This window comes from uncultured Sphingomonas sp., assembly GCF_934560975.1.
Lineage (GTDB): Bacteria > Pseudomonadota > Alphaproteobacteria > Sphingomonadales > Sphingomonadaceae > Sphingomonas_I.
Map to the genome: position 1 here is coordinate 1 of NZ_CAKTFO010000006.1, position 23,538 is coordinate 23,538.

20 protein-coding genes and 1 pseudogene are annotated in these 23,538 nt (G+C 67.8%); 11 read left to right on the forward strand and 10 right to left on the reverse strand.

Annotated features, from left to right (window positions below):
- A pseudogene (locus Q0D93_RS06335) lies at nt 1-180 on the reverse strand (cytidine deaminase); the annotation flags it as partial.
- Nucleotides 173-658, reverse strand: coding sequence for a UPF0262 family protein (locus Q0D93_RS06340; protein ID WP_294392116.1), 486 nt, complete (start codon nt 656-658; stop codon nt 173-175). The pseudogene Q0D93_RS06335 and the gene Q0D93_RS06340, both read right to left, overlap by 8 nt.
- 108 nt (nt 659-766) lie before the next feature.
- Here Q0D93_RS06340 and Q0D93_RS06345 point away from each other — a divergent pair, with 108 nt between their 5' ends.
- A complete protein-coding gene (locus Q0D93_RS06345) occupies nt 767-2,263 on the forward strand; it encodes a replicative DNA helicase (protein WP_294392117.1) in 1,497 nt (498 codons plus the stop codon).
- Between the two features lie 108 nt (nt 2,264-2,371).
- Entirely contained in the window at nt 2,372-5,188 is a 2,817-nt protein-coding gene (locus Q0D93_RS06350) for a pitrilysin family protein (RefSeq protein WP_294392118.1), read from the forward strand.
- Between the two features lie 20 nt (nt 5,189-5,208).
- On the opposite strand, the gene Q0D93_RS06355 is transcribed toward Q0D93_RS06350, so the two are convergent.
- The 4 genes from Q0D93_RS06355 to Q0D93_RS06370 all read right to left on the reverse strand — a co-directional run bounded on the left by Q0D93_RS06355 (nt 5,209) and on the right by Q0D93_RS06370 (nt 8,799).
- Nucleotides 5,209-5,514, reverse strand: coding sequence for a hypothetical protein (locus Q0D93_RS06355; RefSeq protein ID WP_294392119.1), 306 nt, complete (start codon nt 5,512-5,514; stop codon nt 5,209-5,211).
- An 81-nt stretch (nt 5,515-5,595) separates the two neighbouring features.
- On the reverse strand, nt 5,596-5,985 hold the full coding sequence (locus Q0D93_RS06360) for a flagellar export chaperone FliS (protein ID WP_294392120.1): 390 nt from the start codon (nt 5,983-5,985) through the stop codon (nt 5,596-5,598).
- Nucleotides 5,985-7,592: a flagellar filament capping protein FliD gene (gene fliD, locus Q0D93_RS06365; RefSeq protein WP_294392121.1), complete on the reverse strand. Its 1,608-nt coding sequence runs from the start codon at nt 7,590-7,592 to the stop codon at nt 5,985-5,987. The genes Q0D93_RS06360 and fliD overlap by 1 nt, the downstream gene beginning before the upstream one ends.
- A 64-nt stretch (nt 7,593-7,656) precedes the next feature.
- Entirely contained in the window at nt 7,657-8,799 is a 1,143-nt protein-coding gene (locus Q0D93_RS06370) for a flagellar type III secretion system protein FlhB (protein WP_294392122.1), read from the reverse strand.
- Between the two features lie 86 nt (nt 8,800-8,885).
- On the opposite strand from Q0D93_RS06370, the gene Q0D93_RS06375 reads away from it, so the two are divergent.
- Genes Q0D93_RS06375 through Q0D93_RS06390 form a run of 4 tightly spaced genes read left to right on the forward strand, consistent with a single transcriptional unit; the run spans nt 8,886 to nt 12,973 of the window.
- Nucleotides 8,886-9,674 carry a CoA ester lyase gene (locus Q0D93_RS06375; protein WP_294392123.1) on the forward strand — a complete coding sequence of 263 codons (789 nt, stop codon included), beginning with the start codon at nt 8,886-8,888 and terminating at the stop codon, nt 9,672-9,674.
- Between the two features lie 58 nt (nt 9,675-9,732).
- Nucleotides 9,733-11,193: an IMP dehydrogenase gene (gene guaB / locus Q0D93_RS06380; protein WP_294392124.1), complete on the forward strand. Its 1,461-nt coding sequence runs from the start codon at nt 9,733-9,735 to the stop codon at nt 11,191-11,193.
- Between the two features lie 45 nt (nt 11,194-11,238).
- Nucleotides 11,239-12,414 (forward strand): RsmB/NOP family class I SAM-dependent RNA methyltransferase, encoded by a 1,176-nt coding sequence (locus tag Q0D93_RS06385; RefSeq protein WP_294392125.1) that lies wholly within the window; start codon nt 11,239-11,241, stop codon nt 12,412-12,414.
- Nucleotides 12,415-12,445: 31 nt separating this feature from the next.
- Nucleotides 12,446-12,973 carry a tetratricopeptide repeat protein gene (locus tag Q0D93_RS06390; protein WP_294392126.1) on the forward strand — a complete coding sequence of 176 codons (528 nt, stop codon included), beginning with the start codon at nt 12,446-12,448 and terminating at the stop codon, nt 12,971-12,973.
- A gap of 306 nt (nt 12,974-13,279) precedes the next feature.
- Here the strand turns inward: Q0D93_RS06390 and rsmA are convergent, their stop codons facing one another.
- The 4 genes from rsmA to lptD all read right to left on the reverse strand — a co-directional run bounded on the left by rsmA (nt 13,280) and on the right by lptD (nt 18,773).
- Nucleotides 13,280-14,107, reverse strand: coding sequence for a 16S rRNA (adenine(1518)-N(6)/adenine(1519)-N(6))-dimethyltransferase RsmA (gene rsmA / locus Q0D93_RS06395; protein WP_294392127.1), 828 nt, complete (start codon nt 14,105-14,107; stop codon nt 13,280-13,282).
- Nucleotides 14,104-15,117 carry a 4-hydroxythreonine-4-phosphate dehydrogenase PdxA gene (pdxA, locus tag Q0D93_RS06400; RefSeq protein ID WP_294392128.1) on the reverse strand — a complete coding sequence of 338 codons (1,014 nt, stop codon included), beginning with the start codon at nt 15,115-15,117 and terminating at the stop codon, nt 14,104-14,106. Before pdxA ends, rsmA begins: the two co-directional genes overlap by 4 nt.
- Entirely contained in the window at nt 15,095-16,444 is a 1,350-nt protein-coding gene (locus tag Q0D93_RS06405) for a peptidylprolyl isomerase (protein WP_294392129.1), read from the reverse strand. Before Q0D93_RS06405 ends, pdxA begins: the two co-directional genes overlap by 23 nt.
- A 61-nt stretch (nt 16,445-16,505) precedes the next feature.
- Nucleotides 16,506-18,773 (reverse strand): LPS assembly protein LptD, encoded by a 2,268-nt coding sequence (lptD, locus tag Q0D93_RS06410; RefSeq protein ID WP_294392131.1) that lies wholly within the window; start codon nt 18,771-18,773, stop codon nt 16,506-16,508.
- 120 nt (nt 18,774-18,893) lie between these two features.
- On the opposite strand from lptD, the gene Q0D93_RS06415 reads away from it, so the two are divergent.
- The 5 genes from Q0D93_RS06415 (at nt 18,894) to thiE (ending at nt 23,536) form a co-directional block, all read left to right on the forward strand.
- Nucleotides 18,894-20,375 (forward strand): leucyl aminopeptidase, encoded by a 1,482-nt coding sequence (locus Q0D93_RS06415; protein ID WP_294392133.1) that lies wholly within the window; start codon nt 18,894-18,896, stop codon nt 20,373-20,375.
- A 116-nt stretch (nt 20,376-20,491) separates the two neighbouring features.
- Nucleotides 20,492-20,914, forward strand: coding sequence for a nucleoside-diphosphate kinase (gene ndk, locus Q0D93_RS06420; protein ID WP_294392135.1), 423 nt, complete (start codon nt 20,492-20,494; stop codon nt 20,912-20,914).
- 196 nt (nt 20,915-21,110) lie between these two features.
- The gene (locus Q0D93_RS06425; RefSeq protein WP_294392137.1) at nt 21,111-21,656 is read left to right on the forward strand and encodes a PEPxxWA-CTERM sorting domain-containing protein; all 546 of its coding nucleotides are present in this window, start codon (nt 21,111-21,113) and stop codon (nt 21,654-21,656) included.
- Nucleotides 21,657-21,754: 98 nt separating this feature from the next.
- Nucleotides 21,755-22,663: a class I fructose-bisphosphate aldolase gene (locus Q0D93_RS06430; RefSeq protein ID WP_294392139.1), complete on the forward strand. Its 909-nt coding sequence runs from the start codon at nt 21,755-21,757 to the stop codon at nt 22,661-22,663.
- A 156-nt stretch (nt 22,664-22,819) separates the two neighbouring features.
- Complete coding sequence (gene thiE, locus Q0D93_RS06435) at nt 22,820-23,536, forward strand: thiamine phosphate synthase (protein ID WP_294392142.1); 717 nt, start codon at nt 22,820-22,822, stop codon at nt 23,534-23,536.
- Nucleotides 23,537-23,538 lie beyond the last annotated feature (2 nt).

A 23,538-nucleotide genomic window follows, 5' to 3' on the forward strand; every position in this document is an offset into this window, starting at 1 on the left:
GAGCGACAGGCCGTAGCTGGCATTTTCAAAATTGGTGCCGGGGATGATGCTGCCATCCTCCAGCAGCAGGGCCGCACCTACGCCGAAACGAGAATAAGGCGCGTGCGCGTTCCGCGCGGCCGCCAGCGCATGGTCGATCAGCACCCGGCCGGCGACATCCTCCAAACCTGCTTCAGCCACGGATGTGCAGCGCCGTGATGAGCGTGAACAACCGCCGCGCGGTTGCGAAATCCAGTGTCACCTTGCCCTCCAAACGCTCCATCAGCATCTCCGCGCCCTGGTTGTGCAGGCCGCGCCGCGCCATGTCGATCGGCTCCATCTGCGTCGGCTGCACCTGCGCGCCCAACGCCTGGAAGTAACTGTCGCAGATCGCGAAATAATCCCGGATCGTCCGCCGCAAACGCGTGAGGCCGAGCTTGATCGTTTCCAGCAACTGGCCGCCCGCATCCGCGATCACGATCACCAGCCGCCCTTCCTCCACCGCCAGCGTAACGCGGTACGGACCGGTATAACCGTTGGCAATCGGCCGGCGCGGTTCGAACCGGTTGGCGGCGAGCAGATCGTGGATGGCAATCACCCGCTCGCGGTCGGCGTCGGCCGCACGCTGCGGCAGAGTGTCCCCATCCAGTTCGATCGCGATGATGCGCGGGTCCGCCATGATCGCGCCCGTCTATCGGACGGCGCGGCACTTTTCCACAGAACAGCACACGAATGTTTGTCAGCCGCCCGCTTGAGCCCGTAGCCCATCCGGCGGCATAAGCGGGCCATGCCCGAGCCGCTTCGAATCATCTCCCCGGCGCCTGCCGCCGCGCCCGCCTTGCCCCACAATGTCGAGGCGGAGGCGGCGTTGCTCGGCGCGCTGATGATCGACAATCGCCTGGTGGAGGATGTGCAGATCAAGCTGCGTGCCGATCATTTCCACCAGGCGGTGCATGGCCGCATCTATGAAGCGGTGCTGAAGCTGGTCGACCGCAACATGGTCGCCAATCCCGTGACCCTGCGCCCGATGTTCGAGGCGGATGCGGAGCTGAAGGAGCTGGGCGGGCCCGGTTACCTGGCACAGCTCACCCAATCCGGCGCGGGCCTGATCGGCGCGCGCGACTTTGCGACCCAGGTCTATGACCTAGCGTTGCTGCGTGCCCTGATCGGCGTCGGCCGCGACATGGTCGAGAAGGCTGTGGACACGTCCGACAGCGTCGATCCCAAGAGCCAGATCGAGGAGGCCGAGGTCGCCCTCTATCGCGTGGCTGAGGAGGGGGGCGAGACCGGATCGGTCAAGTCGTTCGGCCAGGCGACGCGGTTGGCGGTGGAGCAGGCGGAGCGCGCGCTCAATTCCGGGGGGCACGTCTCCGGCGTCACCACGGGCTTGGACAGCGTCAACGCCAAGCTGGGCGGCCTGCATCCGTCCGACCTTATCATCCTGGCCGGCCGTCCGGGCATGGGCAAGACCTCGCTCGCCACCAACATCGCCTATAATGCCTCGCGCCGCCTGATCCGCGATCGGGAGGATGGCATTCCCGACGCGAAGTCGGTCGGCGCGTGCGTCGCCTTCTTCAGCCTGGAAATGTCGGCCGACCAGCTTGCCACGCGTATCCTGTCGGAAAACTCCGGCATCAGTTCCGAAAACCTGCGCATGGGCAAGATCAGCCAGCAGGATTTCCGCAATCTCGCCCGTGCCGCCGCCGAGCTGGAAAGCCTGCCGCTCTACATCGACGACACGCCCGGTCTGACCATCGCCGCGCTGCGCACTCGCGCCCGCCGGTTGAAGCGGCAGCGCAATGTCGGCATGATCGTGGTCGATTACCTCCAGCTGCTGCAGGGGTCGGGCAAGGCGTCCGAAAGCAACCGCGTGCAGGAGATCTCGGAAATCAGCCGCGGCCTGAAACAGCTGGCCAAGGAATTGTCGCTCCCGGTGATCGCCTTGTCCCAGCTGAGCCGTCAGGTGGAGCAGCGCGAGGACAAGCGCCCGCAGCTGTCCGACCTGCGCGAATCCGGCTCGATCGAGCAGGACGCCGACATGGTCTGGTTCGTGTATCGCGAGGAATATTACGTCGCCTCGCGCGAGCCGAAGCGTCCGGGCGAGGGCGACGACGCCAAGACCTTCGAGACGCACGATCAGTGGATGCGCGACATGGAGCGCGCCTTCGGCATCTGCGAACTGATTATCGCCAAGCAGCGCCACGGCGCCACGGGCAAGGTGAAGCTGAAATTCGAGAACCGCATCACCAAGTTCAGCGACCTGGCCGAGGATTATGTCGGCTAAGGGCTGATCCGATCGCGCGGTGAGAGCCGGAGGGGCATTTACCGCAAGGCCCCTTTCCTTCCTGAGCGGGGAGGCGCACGGAGGAGCTCGTCCTTTCGGGAGCCTGTCTTGCGTCTCTTCGCCCCGCTGTCCGCGCTTGCCCTCGTCCTTGCCGCGCCCGCCCTTGCCGCGCCTGCTATCGCCGCGCCGATCCAGGTGCCGCCGCTCGCCTTTACGCAGCGGACGCTGCCGAACGGGCTTCGCGTCTTCTCCATGCCGGACAAGAGCGGTACGACCGTGTCGGTTCAGGTGTGGTACGATGTCGGCGGCAAGGACGATCCGCGCGGCCGCTCGGGCTTCGCGCACCTGTTCGAGCATCTGATGTTCAAGGCGACGCGCAACATGCCGGCCGGCACGTTCGATCGCCTTACCGAGGATGTGGGCGGGGCCAACAACGCCTCCACTGACGACGACTTCACCGAATATCACGAGGTTGCGCCCGCCAACCAGCTCCAGCGCCTGTTGTGGGCGGAGGCGGAGCGGATGGGATCGCTGGTGATCGATCAGGCCGCCTTCGCCTCCGAACGCGACGTGGTGAAGGAGGAGCTGCGCGGGGACGCGGCCCGGCCTTATGACAGCCTGTTCCGCCTCTATGTGCCGGCGGCGAGCTATGCCAGGTCCACCTATGCGCGTTCGCCGATCGGCAGCATCGCCGATCTGGATGCCGCCACGGTGCAGGACGTGCGGGCGTTCCACGCGCTCTATTACCGCCCGGACAATGCCGTGCTGGTCGTGTCCGGAAATTATGCGCAGGCCGACCTGGACCGCTGGGTCGACCAATATTTCAGGCCCATTGCCAAACCCGACTGGAAGATCCCGCGCACCACGGCGGCGGAGCCGGTGCGGACCGAAGCGAAACGCTACACCCTGCAAGCGCCCAACACCCCGCTGGCGGCGGTGGTGATGAGCTGGCAGATGCCGCCCGCCACCAGCCCTGATCGCGCCGCCATCAGCGTGATCGACGCGATCCTGTCGGGCGGCGAAAGTTCGCGCCTGTATCAGTCGATGGTCTATCGCGACCAGGTCGCGGCAGAGGCGGGCGTGTCGGCCGACCTGCGCAAAGGCACCGGCATGTTCACGGCATACGCCGTTCTGGCGGGCGGCAAGACGCCCACGGACGGCGAGGCGGGATTGCGGCGCGAGATCGGTCGCCTGCGCGACGCACCGGTCACCGCGGAGGAACTGGCGCGGGTCAAGAACCAGGTCGTCACCTCCGCCCTGAAGCAGCGGGAGACGGCGGAAGGCCGCGCCGCCACACTCGCCGCCAACGTGATCCTGCAAGACGATCCGGCCGCCTCCGACAAGCAGATCGCGCAAATGCAGGCGCTGACGCCCGCCGATATCCAGCGCGTGGCTCGCCGCTGGCTGCCCGACGATCGCACGGTGACCATCACCTATCTGCCCGCCGCCGATGGCGCGACCGCCGGCACGATCCCGGTTGCGGCCGGCGTCGCGCCGGCGGTGCTCGCTGCGCCTGCCAACGTGCCGGTGGTGCAGGCGGCGAGTGATTCCGAACGGATCCAGCCGCCGCCGGCCGGCGCGCCGGTGTCGCCGGTGCTGCCCGCCATCGCAGAGCGTCGGTTGAAGAACGGTATGCGGCTGGTGGTGATCGAGCGGCACGCCTTGCCGATCGTGACCGCCTATCTGGTCGCCAATGGCGGCTCATCCACCGATCCGCAGAACCGCGCCGGGCTGGCGGAAACCACTGCGGAGCTGCTCACCAAGGGCACGACCAGCCTGTCCGCGACGCAGGTGGCGAGCGCGATCGAGGGGCTGGGCGGCGCCATCGGCGGCGATTCCTCGCGCGACGGCATGTTCCTGTCGCTCACGGTCAAGGTGGACGAGGTCCGGCTGGCGATGCGCATCTTTGCCGATTCGGCGCTGCATCCGGCCTTTGCGCAGGAAGAGCTGGAACGCGTGCGCAAGCAGGCGCTGGACGGCTTGAAGGTCGCCTTCACCTCGCCCGAGTCTTTGGTGCCGCTGGTGTCGTCGCGGGTGGTGTTCGGGGATGGACCCTATGGCAAGCCGGCGGACGGTTCGCCCGCATCGATCCAGGCGCTGACCCGGGCGGACATCGTCGCGGGCTATCAGGCACGCTGGCGGCCGGACGCGGTGACCCTGGTGATGGCCGGCGACATCGACGTGGACGGCGCAGCCCGGCTGGCGGAGGAGGCGTTCGGCGGCTGGCAGGCGCCGGCCGCGCCCGTGCCGCCCTTGCCGCAGGCGGGCGCGCCCGTGCCGCCGCGCACGGTGGTGGTCGATCTGCCGCAGACCGGCCAGACGGCCGTCATGGTCGCGCGGGTGACGATCGACCGCAAGGATCCGCGCTTCTACCCGATGCTGGTTGCCAACACCGCGCTCGGCGGTGGCTTCGGCGCGCGCCTGAACCAGGAGGTGCGCGTGAAGCAGGGGCTGGCCTATGGCGCCAGCTCCAGCTTCCAGGCGCGCCGCGCGCCCGGGCCCTTGTCGGCCTATACCCAGACCAAGAACGCGACCGTGCCGGAGGTGATCGGCCTGATGAAGGACGAGATGCGGCGGATGGGGACGGAGCCCGTGCCGGCAACCGAACTCGACGCGCGCAAGGCGTCGCTGGTGGGCGGGTTCGGCCGTCAGATCGAGACCACGGACGGGCTCGCCGGCTATGCCGCCGGCTTGGTGCTGCAGGACGTGCCCTTGTCGGAAATGGGCCGCTTCTCGCCATCGGTACAGGCGGTCACGGCGGATCAGGTCCTGTCCGTGTCACGCGACCTGATCGATCCCAAGGCGGCCAGCGTGATCGTTGTCGGCAAGGCGGCGGACTTCCTGCCGCGCCTCAAGGCAACGGGCACGAACCCGGAGGTCGTGCCCGTCGGTCAGCTCAATCTGGACAGTGCGACGCTGCGTTAAGCGGCGTCGCGGCCCTTGGCTCAGCTGCCGAGAGTCGGGGTTACCGGAGCGGCGGCGTGGACGACCTGCGCCGCCGCCATGATGATGGCGAACCACAAGGCCGCCGATGCGGAGATGATCAGCGCGATGCTGGCGCGCGGCGACCATTTCCTGATCGCTGGCGCGGACGGCTGCGTCGCCACCGTGCGGGCAAGCTGTTCCTGCAACAGCAAGGCAGGCGAGGGCACCGGCCTGGCATCGTGATCGCTCACGTCCACGCCCAGCTTGTGCTGTGGCATGGCGGTGGGGATCGGGTGATAATCCTCGCGAAGCTTACCGAGCGGCATGTTTAATCTCCAGGTAAGTGCGGTCTTGCCCCGCGTCGGTTACCCGCGCGTAAAGCCGAATGGTTGCCGGGTCGTTCATCATCAGCTGATGGCAGACCACGCGGTGGCGATGTCGCCCAGCATCCGGCGGGCATCCTCCAGCGCGGCCGGCCGGGTGGAGCCGGAGGTCGAGATCAGGCGGCGACCTTCACGATAGATCTTGCCCAGATTGTCGGCGATCTCGCCGCCCTTCTGATAGTCCAAAGATGCTTCCAACCCATGAAGGATGGACAGCACGCGCGCCTGCGCGGCGTTGCGCCGGGCATGATCCTGGGTTGCTTCGGTCGCCCGCAGCGTCTCCAGACCCTTTTGCAACTCGTCGAACAGGATCTGGACAAGGCCGTGCGGGCTCGCGCCCTCGACGCGGGCGGCGACATCGATGTCGCGATATCGTGCGCCCGGCGCGCCATAACGGGAAGGTGCTCCGAACATCAGCTCTTGGTCCACACTGCGATTTGTTGGGTCAGGTAACTCTGGGTCGCCTTGTAGGCGTTCACCTGCGTTTCCATGCGCGAGAAGTTGGTGGTCAACTGGTCCTTGTAGGCCGCCTGCGCCGTTTCCAGTTTCAGCCGTGCTTCTGCCAGGTCGATCTTCTTGTCGCTGAACTGTTCGCTCAACGCGCTCAGCAGGCCGTCGGACCGGGTGAGCGCATCGGTGATCGACTTCAGCGCGCCGCTGATGCCGGCATCGACGGTGACGGTGGCGTTTGCAACATTGCCGGTGACCTTGATGATCAGGCCGCCGGCGCCCGACGCGGTCGAGGCGTAGAGCCGCCCGTCGCTGTTCGGAAGACCCGGCTCGCCGTTGATCTTGCCCGAAGCGTTGCCGCCGTTCACGCCCGCGACGATGTCCGTCACCGCATAGGTGCCGGGCTTGGTCGCGCCGGCCGCGCTGGTGACGCTGACCAGCGGGCTGGACGAACGCTGCTGCGGGTTGAACATGCCTTCCACCGCGTCGGGATAGCTGGCGAGCGCGCGGGAAAGGGCCGCCGAATCGACCGACAGCATGCCGTCGCGGCCCGTCGAGACGCCGATTTCCGCAAGCGTCTGCGGGCCGGGGCCGGATTGCAGGGTGGTGGACGGCAGGCGGGCGAGCTGCTGCTCCATCTGCTTCACCGCGCCATGGCCGAACAGCGCGCCCGAGACATTGCCCGACGCGCCGGCGGTGGTGGCGGCGCCGACCTGCTTCTTCAGCTCGTTATAGGCGGCGACGAAGTCGTTCACCGCCTGCGTGATCGCGGCGGTCGGGCGGCTGAAGCCCAGCGACACCATGGTGCCGTGCTTTGCGGCCAGCAGGTTGATCGACACGCCGTCCACCAGATCGCTGATCGTATTGGTCGGGCGACTGATGTCGATGCCATCCTTGCGGACAATAGCGTCCAGCGCGCTCTGCGCCTTGATCATCCCCGTCGCGTCGCCGTCGCCATAGGTGAAGGCCTGGAGCGCATCGTCCGATCCCGCATCCAGCGTGAGGGAGAAGGCGTTGGCGGCACCCATCTGCCCCTTGAGCGCAAGTCGCGCGCCGTTGCCGTCCGTCACCACGCTGGCCGTCACGCCTGCCCCGGCCGCATTGATCGCGCGGGCGAGGCCGGCAAGCGAATCGTTGCTGTCGTCGATCGCGATCGTGGTGGTCGTGCTGCCGACCGTCAGGCTGAAGCCGCCCTTGCCGATCGGGTCGCCGGCCGAGGGGACGTAGCCCGACACCAGGGATTGCGCCTGGGCCAGCTGCCGCACCTCCAGCTGTTCGGAAATGGCGCCGATCGTCGCGCCGGACTTGGTAACGGCGGTGATGATGCTGGCGTCGGACGTGGTCGGCTGCGTTTGCAGCGTCCCGCCGGACAGCAAGGTGTTGAGCGCGGAGGAGAAGGATGTCAGCCCACCCGTCAGTGATGCAAGCGTGCTGATCTTGGCGGTGTTGGCCGTTTCCTTGTCGGTCTGGGCCTTCAGCTTTGGATCATAGCTGGCGGATACCAGGTTCGTGACCATCGACGTGACGTCGAGGCCCGAACCGACGCCCAGCGTATTTGTGATCGACGCCATTGCTGCCCCACTTCCTTCCAGTCTGGTAACGGCACGGACCGCGCCAGCTTAAGTCCTGCAACCGTTAAGATGCGGTGGAATGACCGTTTTCGTCGAACCGGGCCGCCGCCGGCACATCGACCTGGGGCTGGGACACGCCCTCCGCCATCGCCCGGTCGATGTTGAACACGAATGCCAGCACCGTCGCGACGGCGATGTACAGATCCTCGCGGATGATCTCGCCCGCGCGGCTGGTGTAGTAAATGGCGCGGGTCAGCTGGGGATAGCTGAGCCGGGGCACGGCATTCTCGTCCGCCAGTTCGCGCATGGCCTGCGCCACCTCGTCCTTGCCCTTGGCGAGTACGATGGGAGCCGCGTCGAAGCCGGGACGATAGCGCAGCGCGACCGCGAAGTGGGTCGGGTTGGTGAGGATCACGGTGGCTTCCTTCACCGCCTTGCGCGCCGAACTGGACAGCAACTGCCGCTGCCGACTCTTGATATGACCCTTCATTTCGGGCGAGCCTTCGCTCTCCTTATGCTCGTCGCGGACCTGCTGCTTGGTCATGCGCAGGCGGGCCGTGCGCTGCATGAGCTGCATGGGGATGTCGACGCCGGCGATCGCGAGCATGGCCACGCTCATCACCAGCACGGACAGGGTGAAGACATGCCCGATGTCGCCCAGCGCCGCGACGATGTCCTGCCGGCCCAGCCCCATGAACGACGCCATCCGCCCCTTCAGCAGCCAGTAGGCGACGGAGCCCAGCACGATGATCTTGGCGATCGACTTGCCCAGCTCGATCAGGCCCTGCGGCCCGAAGATGCGCTTGATGCCGGACAGCGGGTTGATCTTGGCCGGCTTGAACCCGATCGCGCTCCAGCGGAAGCCAAGCGAGCCCAGCAGGGCAGGCGTGCCGATCGCCGCCACCAGGGTCAATGCGAACAGCGTCACCAGTGGCATCACCACCGGCATGATAAGGCGGGTAAAGGCCTGCATCGGGTCGAAGCCGGTAATATCGTCCGCGCTGAAGGTCAGGCCGGACGCGATCACCCGTTCGCACGCGCCCAGCAGCCAGGGGCCGGCCAGGGCGATCCAGGCGGCACCGGCCATCACCACCAGCGCGGTGCCCAACTCGCGTGACTGGAGGACGTCGCCCTGTTGGGCGGCCTCGCGCAGGCGCTTGCCGGTCGGCGCTTCGGTCTGTTGGTCGCGATCGGGTGCGTCGGACATGGCACTCCCATGGCGTAGCGCGGTTAACGAGCGGTTAGGACGCGGCCCGATTTCGTGACGACCCGCGAACGGCTACAGATGGCGGCATGGCAATCCCGCTCGATCCCGTCCGCTCCGCCTTGTTCCTGCCCGCGTCCAATCCTCGCGCTGTCGCCAAGGCGCGCACGCTGGCGGCGGACCTGGTGATCCTCGACCTGGAGGATGCGGTGGCCGAGGCGGACAAGCATGCCGCGCGCCGGGCGGCGGTGGAGGCCGCCGCCGACTGGCAAGGGCTGCTCGCCATTCGCGTGAACGGGCCCGGCAGCGCGTGGCATGAGGAGGATGTGGCGGCGGTGGCACAATCCGGTGCCGCCCTGATGGTCCTGCCCAAGGTGGATTCGGCGCGGCAGGTCGCCGGACTGCCGCAGCCCGTGCTGGCGATGATCGAAACGCCGGCAGGGATCTATGCGGCACGCGAGATCGCGGCGGCAGACGGCGTCGCCGGGCTGCTCGCGGGATCCAACGACCTTGCCGCATCGCTCCGCGCGGCGGGGCGGGAGGGGCTGACGCTCGCGCTCCAGTCCATCGTCCTGGCAGCGCGGGCGGCGGGGGTGATCGCGCTCGACGGCGTTCACAACCAACTCGACGACCCCGACGGGTTCGCGGCGGATTGCCGCGCCGGGCGTGCGGCGGGATTCGACGGCAAGTGCCTGATCCATCCCGATCAGGTGGCGCCCGCCAACCGCATCTTCGGCCCCTCGCCGGAGGAGGTGGAGGAGGCTCGCGCGCTGGTGGCGGCCGCGAAGGGCGGGGCGGAGCGATTTCGAGGCCGCATGATCGAAACGATGCATGTCGCAAGCGCACGGCGCATCCTGCAACAGGCGGGAGTGGCCTAGCTTTGCGACGCGTGCCGCCCTATATGGCCCCGAATCCTTCTTACATCCGCGGGGATTCATGACCATCGAGATCGGCCTTACTTTCGACGACGTGCTCCTCCGGCCCGGCGCGTCCGATGTGGTGCCGACCGATGCCGACACGCGCACCTTCGTCACGCGTGCGATCAAGCTGAACATCCCATTCCTGTCGTCCGCCATGGACACGGTGACCGAAGCCGACATGGCGATCGTCATGGCGCAGCTCGGCGGGATCGGCGTACTGCACCGCAACCTCGACGTGGAGGAGCAGGCCGCCGCCGTGCGCGCGGTGAAGCGGTTCGAGAGTGGCATGGTGGTGAACCCGATCACACTCACGCCCGCCCAGACGCTGGCCGATGCGCGTGCGCTGATGGAGCGGCATCGCATTTCCGGCTTTCCGGTGGTGGAGGATAGCGGCAAGCTGGTCGGTATTCTGACCCACCGCGACATGCGCTTCGCCGAACGCGCCGACCAGCCGGTGGCCGAACTGATGACCAGCCAGAACCTGGTCACCGTGCAGGCCGGCGTCAGCAGCGCGGAGGCCCAGCGCCTGTTGCACCAGCGCCGCATTGAAAAGCTGCTGGTGGTGGACGAAAGCTACCGCTGCGTTGGCCTGATCACGGTCAAGGATATCGAGAAGGCGGTCACCTATCCCTCCGCCACCAAGGATGCCGCCGGTCGCCTGCGCGTCGCCGCTGCCACCACGGTCGGGGACAAGGGCTTTGCCAGGACCGAGGCTTTGGTCGACGCCGAGTGCGACCTGATCGTGATCGACACCGCTCACGGCCATAATCGCGACGTCGCCCGCGCGGTGGAGCGGGTGAAGAGGCTGTCCAACTCGATCCAGGTGATCGCCGGCAATGTCGCCACGGCCAAGGCGACGCGGGCGCTGATCGATGCGGGTGCGGACGGGATCAAGGTCGGCATCGGCCCGGGCTCGATCTGCACCACCCGCGTCGTCGCGGGCGTCGGCGTGCCGCAGCTGACGGCGGTGATGGAATCGGCCGAGGAAGCGTGGAAGGCCAACGTGCCGGTGATCGCCGATGGCGGCCTGCGCACCTCCGGCGACGTCGCCAAGGCGCTGGCGGCGGGCGCGTCGACCGTGATGGTCGGATCGCTGCTGGCCGGCACGGACGAAGCGCCGGGCGAAACCTTCCTGTACCAGGGTCGTGCGTTCAAATCCTATCGCGGTATGGGCAGCGTCGGCGCGATGGGGCGCGGCTCGGCCGACCGCTATTTCCAGGGTGAGGTCAAGGATCAGCTGAAGCTGGTGCCGGAAGGGATTGAGGGGCAGGTGCCGTACAAGGGCCCGGCCAAGGACGTGATCCACCAGCTGGTCGGCGGTGTGAAGGCGGCGATGGGCTATACCGGCGCGCCCACGCTGGAGGAGCTGCGCAAGCGCGCCCGCTTCGTCCGCATCACCAATGCCGGCCTGCGCGAAAGCCATGTCCATGACGTGTCGATCACGCGCGAGGCACCGAACTATCCCAGCCTTGGTTGACCTTCGTCCCGGCTTTTGTCGGAACCTTCCCGGACCAGCGCAGCAATGACTCCTGCCGCACGCCTCCAGGCCGCGATCGAGATCCTCGATGCGGTGGTCGACGCCGCGCGATCGGGCGGGGCTGCCGCCGACACGCTGATCGCGCGCTATTTCAAGACGCGGCGCTATGCCGGGTCGAAGGATCGTCGCGCCATTCGCGACCTGGCTTATGCCGCGATCCGCCGCGCCGGCGAGGTGCCGGCCAACGGGCGCGCGGCCTTGATCGGTCTGGTCGCGGACCGGCCGGAGCTGGCGGCGCTGTTTGACGGATCGCCCCATGGTCCCGCCCCGATCACGGGCGAGGCGGGCGCGCCCGCCGGCGTGGCGCCAGGCTGGCTGACCGAGCGGCTGGCCGCGTCGCTTGCCCCCGACGAACTGCCCGCCTTGCTGACGCGTGCGCCGCTCGACTTGCGGGTGAACCGGCTCAAGGCGGACCGTGCGGCGGTGCTTGACATGGTGCCGGAGGGCACGCCCGGCACGCTCTCCCCCGACGCCGTGCGCCTGCCCGAAGGCACGCAGGTCGAAGCCTTGCCGGCTTTCGCCGACGGGCTGATCGAGGTGCAGGACGAAGGCAGCCAGCTGGTGGCCCAGGCCGCGGCGGCGGCGCCCGGCATGACGGTGGTCGATCTCTGCGCTGGGGCGGGCGGCAAGACGCTGGCGCTGGCGGCGGAGATGGCGAACCAGGGCCGGCTGATCGCGTGCGACGTGGATCGGGCGCGGCTGCAGCGTCTGACGCCACGAGCGGAGCGGGCGAGCGCATCGGTCGAGACGCGCCTGCTGGATGCCGGGCGCGAGACAGTCGCGCTGGCGGAGTTGCACGACCAGGCCGATGTGGTGCTGGTCGATGCGCCCTGTTCCGGCACCGGCACGTGGCGGCGCAATCCCGAGGCGCGCTGGCGCCTGACCCCGCAGCGGCTGGAGCGGCTGTGCGCGATGCAGGCGCATGTGCTGGCGCTTGCCGCGCCGCTGGTGAAGCCGGGCGGTCGGCTGGTCTATGCCGTCTGCTCGCTGCTGGACGAAGAGGGGCGGGACCAGGCCGAGGCATTCCTGCGCGACCATCCCGGCTGGTCCGCCGCGACCTTGCCCATCCCCGCCCGCCCGCATGGTCCGGGCGCGCGGCTGACCCCCGCCAGCGACGCCGTGGATGGCTTTTTCGTCGCAGCCTTCGTGCGGGCATGCTAGGACGATCCCCTTGCGTGCCGTGGAGCTGTTGATGCGCTTTTCCCCCTACGCCATCGCCTTGGCGCTGGCGCTCGCCACCGTATCCTCCTCCAGCATCGGCCAGCGACCCGACAGCCAGATCGATCCGCGCAGCATGGCGCTGCTCCACAAGGGGGAGGCATTGCGTGCCGCCGGCGACCTGCCCGGCGCGAACGACATGCTGGAAACCGCGCTGGCGGTGGACCCACGCAACCGCGCAGTTTTTGTCGCCCTGGGGCGCGTGGCCACCGCTCAGAACCTGCCGGGCAAGGCGATCCGCTATTATCGCGACGCCCTGGTGCTCGATCCCAACGACGTGACGGCCCTGTCCGGCCAGGGCGAGGCGATGGTGCAGAAGGGCGCGGTGGAGCGCGCACGCGTCAATCTGACCCGCATCAACCAGCTGTGCAAGGGCGCCTGTCCCGCCTCCGCCGCCCTCAACGCCGCGCTCGCCAAGGGGCCGCCGCCGGTGGTGACGGCGCAGGCGAACACCACCGTGCCGCCCAAGGGCCAGGAAGAGGCCACGCAGAAGCCGCAATGATGCGGTCAGCGTAGGCGACATCTGGTCCTGCTGCTCCGCCGCCTTGTTGTCACCCTGCCGTGCAGCATCGAGTACCTCCTCGTGCTCCCGCGCAGGCGGGAGCACGAGGAGGTCTGGTGATACCGTTGAGGGTTCTGGCTCAGCATTCGCGGCAGCACTTGCGCGATGAGTCCGACAGCGTCCTATGCCGAACCCAGCAACGTTGAAGCATTGTGTCCCAGGCAAGGCCGGAACCCTGGAGGTGGAACCCTTGCATCCGCCAACGCTCCAGCCTGCGCCGGAGCATGGAGCCAACTCGATCGATCGTTACCGCGCGTCCATGGCGCGGGCGATCGCCACATAATCGTCCACCGTCAGCGTCTCGGCCCGGCGGGTCGGGTCGATCCCAAGACCCTCCAGCATGTCGAGCGCGCCGGGCAAAGCCTTCAGGCTCTGGCGCAGCATCTTGCGGCGCTGGCCGAAGGCGGCGGCGGTCAGTTTCTCCAGCGTGCGCGCGGATGCACCCTCCGGCATGGCGGCGGGCACGATGTGCACCACCGCCGACATGACCTTGGGCGGGGGCACGAAGGCGGAGCGATGCACCGGGAAGGCGATGCGCGCCGTCGCCCGCCATTGGGCCAGCACCGCCAGCCGGCCATAGGCGTCGGTGTCCGGACGCGCCACGATCCGTTCCGCCACTTCCTTCTGGAACATGAGCGTGAGCGAGCGCCACCAGCACGGCCATGTCTCGCCCCCCAGCCACCGCACCAGCAACGCGGTGCCGACATTGTAGGGTAGGTTGGCGACGATGTGCGCGCCCGTTCCGACCTCCGCCGCGGCATCGATCGCCAGCGCGTCGCCCTCGATCACGCGCAGCCGGCCGGGCGCCGCCTCGCCAAGTTCCGCCAGTGCCGGCAGGCAGCGGCGGTCGCGCTCCACGGCGGTGACCTCCGCCCCGGCATCGAGCAAAGCGCGGGTCAGGCCGCCCGGACCGGGCCCGACCTCGAACACCCGCTCGCCCTCCAGCGGACCGGGCACGCGGGCGATGCGGGCGAGCAACTGGCCGTCGAGCAGGAAGTTCTGGCCGAGCGACTTTTCAGCCGACAGGCCGTGCCGCGCGATCACCTCGCGCAGCGGCGGAAGGTCCAACGTCATGCGCCGCGCGCACGATGGGCCGCGCACTGCCCGGCCAGGCGGATGGCGGCGATCATGGCACCGGGATTGGCCTGGTTCGTGCCGGCAATGGCGAAGGCGGTGCCATGGTCCGGCGCGGTGCGGACGATCGGCAGGCCGAGCGTGACGTTCACGCCCTCGTCGAAGTGCAGCGTCTTGATCGGCACCAGCGCCTGGTCGTGATACAAGCAGAGCGCGGCGTCATAATCCGCCCGCGCGCGCGCGTGGAACATGGTGTCCGCCGCCAGCGGGCCCACAATGTCCATGCCCTCGCCACGCAACTGTTCCAGCGCGGGGGCCAGAATGTCGATCTCCTCCCGGCCCAGCGCGCCGCTCTCGCCCGCGTGGGGGTTGAGGCCGGCAATGGCCAGGCGCGGGCGTTCGATCCCGAAATCGCGGATCAGCCCGCGCTCCGTCACCCGTGCGCGCGCCATCACCAGCTCGGGCGTCAGCGCCTCTGGCACATCCTTCAGGGGAATGTGAATCGTGATCGGCACCGTGCGGAGTGTCGGACCGGCCATCATCATCACGGCATTGCCCCGCCCGATGCCGCAGCGTTCGGCCACGAATTCGGTCTGGCCGGGAAAGGCGAAGCCAATCCCATACAATTGCGACTTGGATACCGGCGCCGTCACCAGCCCGCTTGCGCCGTCCGACCGCGCCAGTCCGACGCCCAGTTCCAGCGAGTCGAGTGCGCAGCGCGCGCCGGGCGGATTGGGCAGGCCCGGCACGATCTCGCCCGCATCTTCCACCTGGATGATCGGCAGCGCGTCCGGGAATATGGCCGCGGCATCGGCCGGCCCGGAAATGCGGGCGATAGGGCCGTCCCACACGGCTGCGATCGAGCGCGGGTCGCCGATCGCGAAAAAAAGCGGCAAAGCGTCCTCGCGCCGGCGCGCCCACGCCTTGGCCGTGATTTCCGGACCGATGCCGGCGGGATCGCCCAGCGCGACCGCCAGCGGCGGCACGTCAGCGATATTCGATGATGGCATCGCGCCGCAGATCGCGCAGATAGCGGCGGGCGCGCAAGTTTACGCGATCGTCGGACATTTGCGATTGGATTTGCTCGAACGACGGCAGCGACGGACTCTCCGGCTCGTCGCGTCCGCACACCACCAGTGCGCGCACGCCTTCCTCCGAACTGCCGAAGGGCGGCGTGGCTTCACCCACCCGCAAGCCCAGCATGATGTTCTGCAGCGCGGGCGGGAAGTCCCGCACGCGGATCGCATCATTGTCGACCACCGTGCCGTTGATCTTCTGCGCAAAGGCCGCGACCTCGCCGCAGCCCTTCAACTGCTTCAGCCCCTCGGTAAAGGCGTCCAGCCGTGGCTTGGCCGCCTGCGCGCTGGCATTGGCGGGAAAGTTGATGCTGATCTGTTTCAGCGACAGCGCGGTATCGCGCGGGTCGGTAACCAGGATCTGGCGCTTGTCGATCAGCGCCAGGATCGAAAAGCCGCCGCCGACCGGCACGGGTCCGGCCAGCGTTCCCGGCTGCATCTGCGGCAACAGGGTGCTGAGCGCATCGGGCAATTGTTCGGAGCGGACCCAGCCGAGATCGCCGCCCACCGCCGCCGTCGACGCCTCGGAATATTGGCGCGCATAAGCGGGGAAGGACGCGCCCTGCCGCACCTGTTCCACGATGCGCTGCGCATTGGCGCCGACCTGGTCCTGCGTGGCGGGCGTGGCCGACAAGAAGATTTCGCTGACGTGATATTCGGCCGATCCCTTGGACGCTTCCAGCCGGGAAATGACCTGCCGCACCTCTTCGTCGCTGACGCTGACGTAGGGCTCCACCTCGCGCGAGAGGACGCGGCGCCAGGCAATTTCCGACTCGATCTGGCGACGGAGCGACGCGATATTGGAGCCCTGGCTCCTCACATATGCGGCGAAGTCGGTCGGCGTCCGCTTGAACTGGCGGGCGATACGGGCGACGGCATCGTCGATCTCCTTGCGATCCGGCGTCAGCTTGTTGGCCGCCGCCTCCTGGATCTGGAGCGTTTCGTCGATCAGGTTGGACAGGATCTGGACACGCAACTGCGCGCGCTCCTCGTCATTCACCTTGCCCTGGCTGGACACGAGGGCGAGGGCCAGCCGCTGGTCCACGTCGGTATCGGTGATGATGGCGCCGTTGACGATCGCGGTCGCCTTGCGGACCGACGGGTCGTGCGGGGCCCGCACGGCGACATTGTTGGGGATGTTCAGGTTGCCCGTATTCGGCGCCTGATCGGCCTGCGCGCGTCCGATCGTCGCCGTCCCGGTGGCCAAGGCCGCCGTCAGCAGCGCCGTGCCTGCACGCAAACCCCAATATCTTGCCTTCACGCCCGCTCCGTCGCTTGCCGCTCGTCTGGTCCGCCATCGTCTCATGCGGCTGAACCCACGCTTAGCGGCCAACATTCTTCAAAGCCAGCCGCAAGCTGAAGGTGCTGCCGCGCCGCGCATCGCCGGTCGGGTCATAATCGCGCCTCCAGGTCAGGCCGAGCGACACGCATTCATCTTCATATTGCACGCCCAGGCGCTGGCGCACCGGTTCGTACCCGTCGCTGAGCGAGCCAGGATCGTCCGCGCTGCTGGTCAGGTCGACCACGGTGGAGCCGAACACCGACCAGTAACGCGCCAGACGGACGCGCCCGCCCAGGCGAAGCTCCGTCCGGTCACGCAGATCCTCGATCGACGGATCGATATCGCGGTTGAGGCGGAGGTAGCCGATCTGGAGATAGGTGGTGCGGCTGCCGACGATCGCGTCGATCTCGTTCCGGCGGATCGCCAGATTGTCCTTGTCGAGCCGGAAGCGATGGGTGAACTCGATCCAGTCGCCGTACCGGACCGAGACCCGGCCGACATAATCGGAAAAACGTTCGGACAGGCCGGTGCCGGCGGGGAGCAGGGTCGGCTCCGACGTCAGGCGATAGCTCTGGCCGATCACAGCCCGCACTTCGAACCGGGGGAGAGCGAAATTATATTCGCCGCCATAGGTGACGCGGCTGGAATCCTCCCACCGATCATAGCCGGAGAAACGGTTGAGCGCGAACAGGTTGCTGTCTTCCAGATCGACCGCACGGGCATCTTCGTCGGGAATGACCAGGTTCTTGGTGTGCGGGCTCGCCACCACCTGCACGCGCGGGGTGACCGTCTGATTGCCGCCGAACACTTCGCCCACGAACGGCCAGCGCATGTCTGCCGCCAGCGCCGCCACCTGCCGCACATGCCACCCCTCGGCGCCGCGATAGAGCGGCGTGGCGGTCGCGAGCACGTCGTTGGTGTGGTACAGGTCGGTCCGGCCATAGGCGGTGAAGGTGACCTCCTGACCCAGGTCGGTCAGTTTGCGCAGGTCCCAGCGCAGGCCGCCGAACACGCGTTGCGTATCCTGCCCGTCCGTGCGGATCAGCGACAGGCTGTTCGCCTGCGCCTGAAACGTGCCGCCCAGCCACGGATCGGCAAAACGCTTGCGATAGTCCACGGCGGGAAGCGCGATCGGCTGCTGCCCCTGATTGAAGCCGGGGCGCAGGTCCTGCACGAACCAGCCGGCTACCGACAGGTAGGAATCGGGATCGATCCGCTCCGCCTTCACCGTGGAGCGCAGGCGGTCGTCGTTGGAGATGTCGTACCGCTTCATGAACGTGCGGTCGCTGGCCACGCGCGCAGCGCCGGACACCGTCCAGTAAGGCCCGAACTGCCACGTGCCGTTCGCGTCGATATAGCCGCGTATGCCCCGGTCCTTGTCGGCGTCGGGGAGGCGCACGACGCTGGCGGGCAGGCGGGAGCCGTAGGTGCCCATCGCGCTGACCCGGTAGGCGCCGTTCGCGTCCAAGGCCCGATAGGTGCCTTCCAGCGCCGGCAGCACCTTGGTGTAGAGATGCGGCGTGATCGTCAGGTCGCGGTTGGGCCCGAAGGTGCGGTAATAAGGCTGGGCATATTCCAGGCCGGTCGCGTTGCTGACCTGCACCTGCGGCAGCAGCAGGCCCGATCCGCCGCTGCCGGGTTCCGATCCGTCGGGATGCGAGAAACTGGGCAAGGCCAGGATCGTCTGCCCGAACAACGCCAGCCGGGCATTGTGGTAGAAGATGCGATGCCGCCCCTGGTCGATCACGACGCGCAAGGCGGTGATCTGCCACGACGGGCGCTTGGGGCAGCCGTCATTCCCCTCGACCGAACAGGGCGTATAGGCGGCATGATCCAGCACGGTGCGGTCGCCGCGTCGTTCGCCATGCCGCGCCGCCAGCCGTCCGCCATCGGCCAGCACCATGTTGTCCGCCACGCCGTCGTGCATCTCGTCGGTCAGCAGGATGTCGTCGGCGTAGGCGGTGTCCCCGTCACGATTGGCGAGCGCGACATTGCCGGTGGCGCGCACCTCGCCCGTGGCGCGGTTCCACGTCACCTTGTCGGCACGCAGGCGGTTGCCGTTGCGCAGCATCCGCACATCGCCCGTCGCCGTCACGATATCGGCATTGTCGTCATAGTCGAGCGTGGCGGAGGAGAATGTTACGTCTTGGTCGCTCGTCGGAGCGAGGCCCGCGACCTCGGCGGCGTCGGCCGGCGGCGTCGCGGCGCGGCTGGTAAGATCCTGCGCAAGGGCAGGCGAGCCGACGATGACGAAACCGACCAATGCGGCCCACGCCGCGCCATTCCGTCCCCAGCTTCTTTGCCGCATGGCGCGCGCCGTAACGACACCTTGGCTGCGCCGCAATCGGCTAAAACGATCGCCGCCTGCCCTTTGACAGCCGGGAGAGGGGACCTAGATAGGTGCAAACCCATCAAGAAAGGCGCTCCCTTGATCACCATCTCCTTCCGCGCCGATTGCCCCGCCGGTGCGCGCGCGATCGCCGTTCCCGTCACCGCAGCCGATGCGGGCGAGCTGCGCCTGCCCTCCTACCTGCGGCAGGCTGAGGGCGTCGCGCGGGCGGCTGCGGCCGGGTTTACGGGCGACGCCGGATCGATCGTGGAGGTCCATGCCGATATCGACGGCACGATCCGCCGCCTGATCCTGGTCGGCACCGGGGCCGGCAACGATGGCGATGCGGAGCGCGCGGGCGGGGCGCTGACGGCGCGGCTCCTGACCTCTGGCGAAACCGGCGTGGTCGTGGACGCAAGCGGGTTCGACGCGCCGCGCCGCGCGGCCTTTGCCGCGTCGCTGGCGCAGGCCGCCACTCTGCGCAGCTGGCGCTTCGATGCCTATCGCACCAAGCTGCCGGCCAAGTCCAAGCCGACCCTGACCGCGATCGAGATCGTGGTGGGTGAGCAGGTGCAGGCGGCGGAGCAGGCCTGGGCGCCGCTGTCCGCCGTCAGCGAAGGCGTGGCCTTTGCCCGCGCTTTGGTGACGGAGCCGGGCAACATCATCTACCCCGAAACCTTCGTGGAGCGGTGCCGCGCGCTGGAGGCCCTGGGCGTCACGCTGGAGGTGTTGGACGAGGCGGCGATGCGCGAACTCGGCATGGGTGCGCTGCTCGGCGTGTCGCAAGGGTCGGAGCGCGAGGCGCGGGTGCTGGCGCTGCGCTATGACGGCACCGCCGGTGCGGTCGAGCAGCCGACCGTGTTCGTGGGCAAGGGCGTGACCTTCGACACCGGCGGCATCAGCCTGAAGCCTGGGCCGGGCATGGAGGATATGAAGTGGGACATGGGCGGCGCGGCGGCGGTGGCCGGCGCGCTGCACGGCCTGGCCGGACGCAAGGCCAAGGTCCATGTCGTCGGCGTATGCGGTCTGGTCGAGAACATGCCGGACGGCAAGGCGCAGCGTCCGGGCGACGTGGTCACCACCATGTCGGGCCAGACGGTAGAGGTACTGAACACCGACGCCGAGGGGCGGCTGGTGCTGTGCGACGTCATTACCTGGGTGCAATCGCGATTCAAGCCCAAGACCATCGTCGATCTGGCCACCCTGACCGGCGCGATGATCGTCAGTCTGGGCCACGAACATGGCGGCATCTTCTCCAACGACGATGCTCTGGCCGATGGGCTGCTGTCCGCCGGCAAGGCGGTGGGCGAGAAATTGTGGCGCTTCCCGTTGAGCGAGGCCTATGACAAGCTGATCGACAGTCCGATCGCGGACATGAAGAATATCGGCCCGCGCGAGGCCGGCTCCATCACCGCGGCGCAGTTCATCGCCCGCTTCGTGGAGGAAGGCGTGGCCTGGGCGCATCTCGACATTGCCGGCATGGTATGGGCGGCCAAGCCGAGCCACACCTATGACAAGGGCGCAACCGGCTATGGCGTGCGCCTGCTTGACCGCTTCGTCACGGATCGGCTGGAGGCCTGAAGCCGGGCGCCAAGCGCAAAGCGCCAAACGGCGAGGGGCTCTCCCGCTTGCCACGCACGGCGCGCCCGGCTAGAGGCGCGCCACTTTTCCGACAGCTATAGATGGAGCCGCCGGCCATGGCCGTGACCCGCACCTTTTCGATCATCAAGCCCGACGCGACCCGCCGCAACCTGACCGGCGCGGTCACCAGGATGCTGGAGGAAGCCGGCCTGCGCGTCGTCGCGTCCAAGCGCATCCACATGACCAAGGAACAGGCCGAGGGCTTCTACGCCGTCCACAAGGAGCGGCCCTTCTTCAACGACCTGGTCACCTTCATGATTTCCGGCCCGGTCGTCGTCCAGGTGCTGGAAGGCGAGGACGCCGTGAAGCGCAATCGCGACATCATGGGCGCCACCAACCCAACCAATGCCGACGCGGGCACCATCCGCAAGGAACTGGCCGAGTCGATCGAAGCCAATTCGGTTCACGGTTCGGACTCCGAAGAGAATGCGGCGATCGAGATCGCCTACTTCTTCAAGCCGGAAGAAATCGTCGGCTGACCTATCTCCCGCTGGCGGCGTTGAACATGGCGCACGGAGGGAGATGATCCTGCAAGGTGCGCGTACCTGGCGGTGCGTGCACCTTTTGCATGTGCGGTAAACATTATTGCAATCGTCAACAGCTTGTTAATCATACATCAGTCGTCAAACATGGATCACCCCGTGCGAAAAGCGGGGCATGGATGGAGGCGTAACGATGGTGCGTAAGCTTGGTCTGAAGCAGGCGATGACGGCCGCAGTGGCTCTGGTCGGTGCGTGCGTGGCGGCGATGCCGGCCAATGCGGCAACGTCGGTCTGGAAGTTCACGGGCACCTGCCTTGATTGCACCACCCCGGGGGCGAAATCTCCGGCTACCGGTACGCTGACGCTGCAGGATTATACGGCTGGCGAGGCGCTAACCACCGCTAACTACGTCAGCTTCACGTACAGCTCGCTGCTCTACCCGACGCTCGACTTCGGTGCGGCGACCGGTTTCAGCGGCTCGCTCGTCAACGGCGCTTCCGACGTGACGCTTTTCTCGCTCGACGGCCTGAACCTGAATGCGTTCGCTACGGCCAGCAACGGTTCCTTCTCCCTGGTCCGGACCTTCCTCGGCGACATCGGCGAGAATGGCACGTGGCAGGAAGTCGTTCCTTCGGGCGCTGTGCCGGAAGCGGCCACCTGGGGCATGATGCTGGTCGGCTTCGGCGCGATGGGCGCGACGCTGCGCCGTCGTCGCTCGGTGACGCTGCAGAACGCCTGACCTTTACGTCACAATGACGCGGTACGGCCGTCCGGGGCGTTGTCCCCGGGTGGCCGTTTCGTTAACAGGAGCCTCCAATCGCCGGGAGTGACGTGCGCATGACGCCGATCGTGAAGGCCATCCTCGACAAGTACGAATCCGACAATCCGGGCGTGAAGACCAATCTTGCCCGGATCCTGATGCAGGGGCAGCTGGGCGGCACCGGCAAGCTGCTGATCCTGCCTGTCGACCAGGGGTTTGAACATGGCCCCGCGCGTAGCTTCGCGATCAACCCAGCCGGCTACGACCCGCATTACCACTACCAGCTGGCGATCGATGCCGGCCTGTCGGCCTATGCCGCACCGCTCGGTCCGCTGGAAGCGGGGGCGGCCACCTTTGCCGGCCAGATCCCGACCATCCTGAAGCTCAACAGCTCCAACAGCTGGGCGACCACCAACGACCAGGCGGTCACCGCCACCGTCGCGGACGCGCTGCGCCTGGGGTGTGCGGCGATCGGCTTCACCATCTATCCCGGCTCCGACACCATCTTCGAGCAGATGGAGGAGATCCGCGAATTGTCGGCCGAGGCGAAGGCCGTCGGCATCACGACCGTGATCTGGTCCTATCCGCGCGGCGGCAAGCTGTCCAAGGAGGGCGAACTGGCGCTCGACGTCGGCGCCTATGCCGCGCACATGGCGGCCCTGCTCGGCGCGCACATCATCAAGGTGAAGCTGCCCACCGCGCATATCGAGCAGGACGAGGCCAGGAAGGCCTATGAGGGCACCGACTGGTCGAACCAGGCCGACCGGGTGCGGCACGTCGTGCAATCCTGCTTCGCCGGGCGGCGGATCGTGGTGTTTTCCGGCGGCGCCAGCAAGGGCGCGGCGGATATCTACCAGGATGCGCGCGACATCCTGGCGGGCGGCGGCAACGGGTCGATCATCGGCCGTAACAGCTTCCAGCGCCCGCGCGAGGACGCGCTGGAGCTGCTCGGCCGCATCATTCGAATCTACAAGGGCGAGGAATAAGGCAGCGCCCATCCCGCGCGCGCCTCTCACAGGCGCGCGTGGACCGGCATTGCAGGCGCCGGCATGCCGCACGAGACGCTTGACCGCCGTCCACGCGGGGTGGAAGGCCCCGCGCATGGTTCACCCGGATGACCGGGTTAGATGGCGAGAGCGGGTATGCAGGACTTTCCAGGCGACGATATTCCGGACGACGAGGTCGATCTGGATCCCGGTTTCGCTGACCGTTTCGACCGCGAGCCCCGCCGGGCCTGCCAGCTCTACCTGATCTCCCCGCCCGCCTTGCAGGACGACTTTGCGGACCGGCTGCTGCGCGCGATCGACGCCGGCCCGGTGGCCGCGTTCCAGCTGCGGCTGAAGGGCATCAACGAGCATGAGATTGCGCGCCTGGGCGAGCCGCTGCGCCGCCTCTGTGCCGACCGCGACGTGGCGTTTATCGTCAACGACAGCCCCGGCCTCGCCAAGCGGCTGGGCGCCGACGGCGTCCATCTCGGCCAGGAGGATGGCGATCCGCGCGACGCGCGCGCCTTGCTCGGTGCCGATGCGCAGATCGGCGTGACCTGCCACGACAGCCGCCACTTGGCGATGGAGGCGGGGGAGGCCGGGGCGGACTATGTCGCGTTCGGCAGCTTCCATCCCACCTCCACCAAGGAGGTGCGGCATCGCCCCGATCCCTCCATCCTCGGTTGGTGGAGCACCCTGTTCGAGGTGCCGTGCGTCGCAATCGGCGGCATCACCCCGGCCAACGCCGCGCCCCTGATCGAAGCGGGGGCCGATTTCCTGGCGGTGTGCGGCGCGGTGTGGAACGATCCCGCCGGCGAGGCTGGCGCGGTTGCCGCATTCGCGCGCGTACTGGATTCCACGCACGCGGCCTAATC

What these genes read in the sequence shown, in the direction of transcription:
- Q0D93_RS06390 (WP_294392126.1), top strand. Translation starts at nt 12,446, where the DNA reads ATGCGCTTTTCCCCCTACGCCATCGCCTTGGCGCTGGCGCTCGCCACC.
- Q0D93_RS06345 (WP_294392117.1), top strand. Translation starts at nt 767, where the DNA reads ATGCCCGAGCCGCTTCGAATCATCTCCCCGGCGCCTGCCGCCGCGCCC.
- guaB (WP_294392124.1), top strand. Translation starts at nt 9,733, where the DNA reads ATGACCATCGAGATCGGCCTTACTTTCGACGACGTGCTCCTCCGGCCC.
- Q0D93_RS06375 (WP_294392123.1), top strand. Translation starts at nt 8,886, where the DNA reads ATGGCAATCCCGCTCGATCCCGTCCGCTCCGCCTTGTTCCTGCCCGCG.
- Q0D93_RS06355 (WP_294392119.1), bottom strand. Translation starts at nt 5,514, where the DNA reads ATGCCGCTCGGTAAGCTTCGCGAGGATTATCACCCGATCCCCACCGCC.
- ndk (WP_294392135.1), top strand. Translation starts at nt 20,492, where the DNA reads ATGGCCGTGACCCGCACCTTTTCGATCATCAAGCCCGACGCGACCCGC.
- lptD (WP_294392131.1), bottom strand. Translation starts at nt 18,773, where the DNA reads ATGCGGCAAAGAAGCTGGGGACGGAATGGCGCGGCGTGGGCCGCATTG.
- rsmA (WP_294392127.1), bottom strand. Translation starts at nt 14,107, where the DNA reads ATGACGTTGGACCTTCCGCCGCTGCGCGAGGTGATCGCGCGGCACGGC.
- Q0D93_RS06340 (WP_294392116.1), bottom strand. Translation starts at nt 658, where the DNA reads ATGGCGGACCCGCGCATCATCGCGATCGAACTGGATGGGGACACTCTG.
- thiE (WP_294392142.1), top strand. Translation starts at nt 22,820, where the DNA reads ATGCAGGACTTTCCAGGCGACGATATTCCGGACGACGAGGTCGATCTG.
- Q0D93_RS06385 (WP_294392125.1), top strand. Translation starts at nt 11,239, where the DNA reads ATGACTCCTGCCGCACGCCTCCAGGCCGCGATCGAGATCCTCGATGCG.
- Q0D93_RS06370 (WP_294392122.1), bottom strand. Translation starts at nt 8,799, where the DNA reads ATGTCCGACGCACCCGATCGCGACCAACAGACCGAAGCGCCGACCGGC.
- Q0D93_RS06430 (WP_294392139.1), top strand. Translation starts at nt 21,755, where the DNA reads ATGACGCCGATCGTGAAGGCCATCCTCGACAAGTACGAATCCGACAAT.
- Q0D93_RS06360 (WP_294392120.1), bottom strand. Translation starts at nt 5,985, where the DNA reads ATGTTCGGAGCACCTTCCCGTTATGGCGCGCCGGGCGCACGATATCGC.
- fliD (WP_294392121.1), bottom strand. Translation starts at nt 7,592, where the DNA reads ATGGCGTCGATCACAAATACGCTGGGCGTCGGTTCGGGCCTCGACGTC.
- pdxA (WP_294392128.1), bottom strand. Translation starts at nt 15,117, where the DNA reads ATGCCATCATCGAATATCGCTGACGTGCCGCCGCTGGCGGTCGCGCTG.
- Q0D93_RS06425 (WP_294392137.1), top strand. Translation starts at nt 21,111, where the DNA reads ATGGTGCGTAAGCTTGGTCTGAAGCAGGCGATGACGGCCGCAGTGGCT.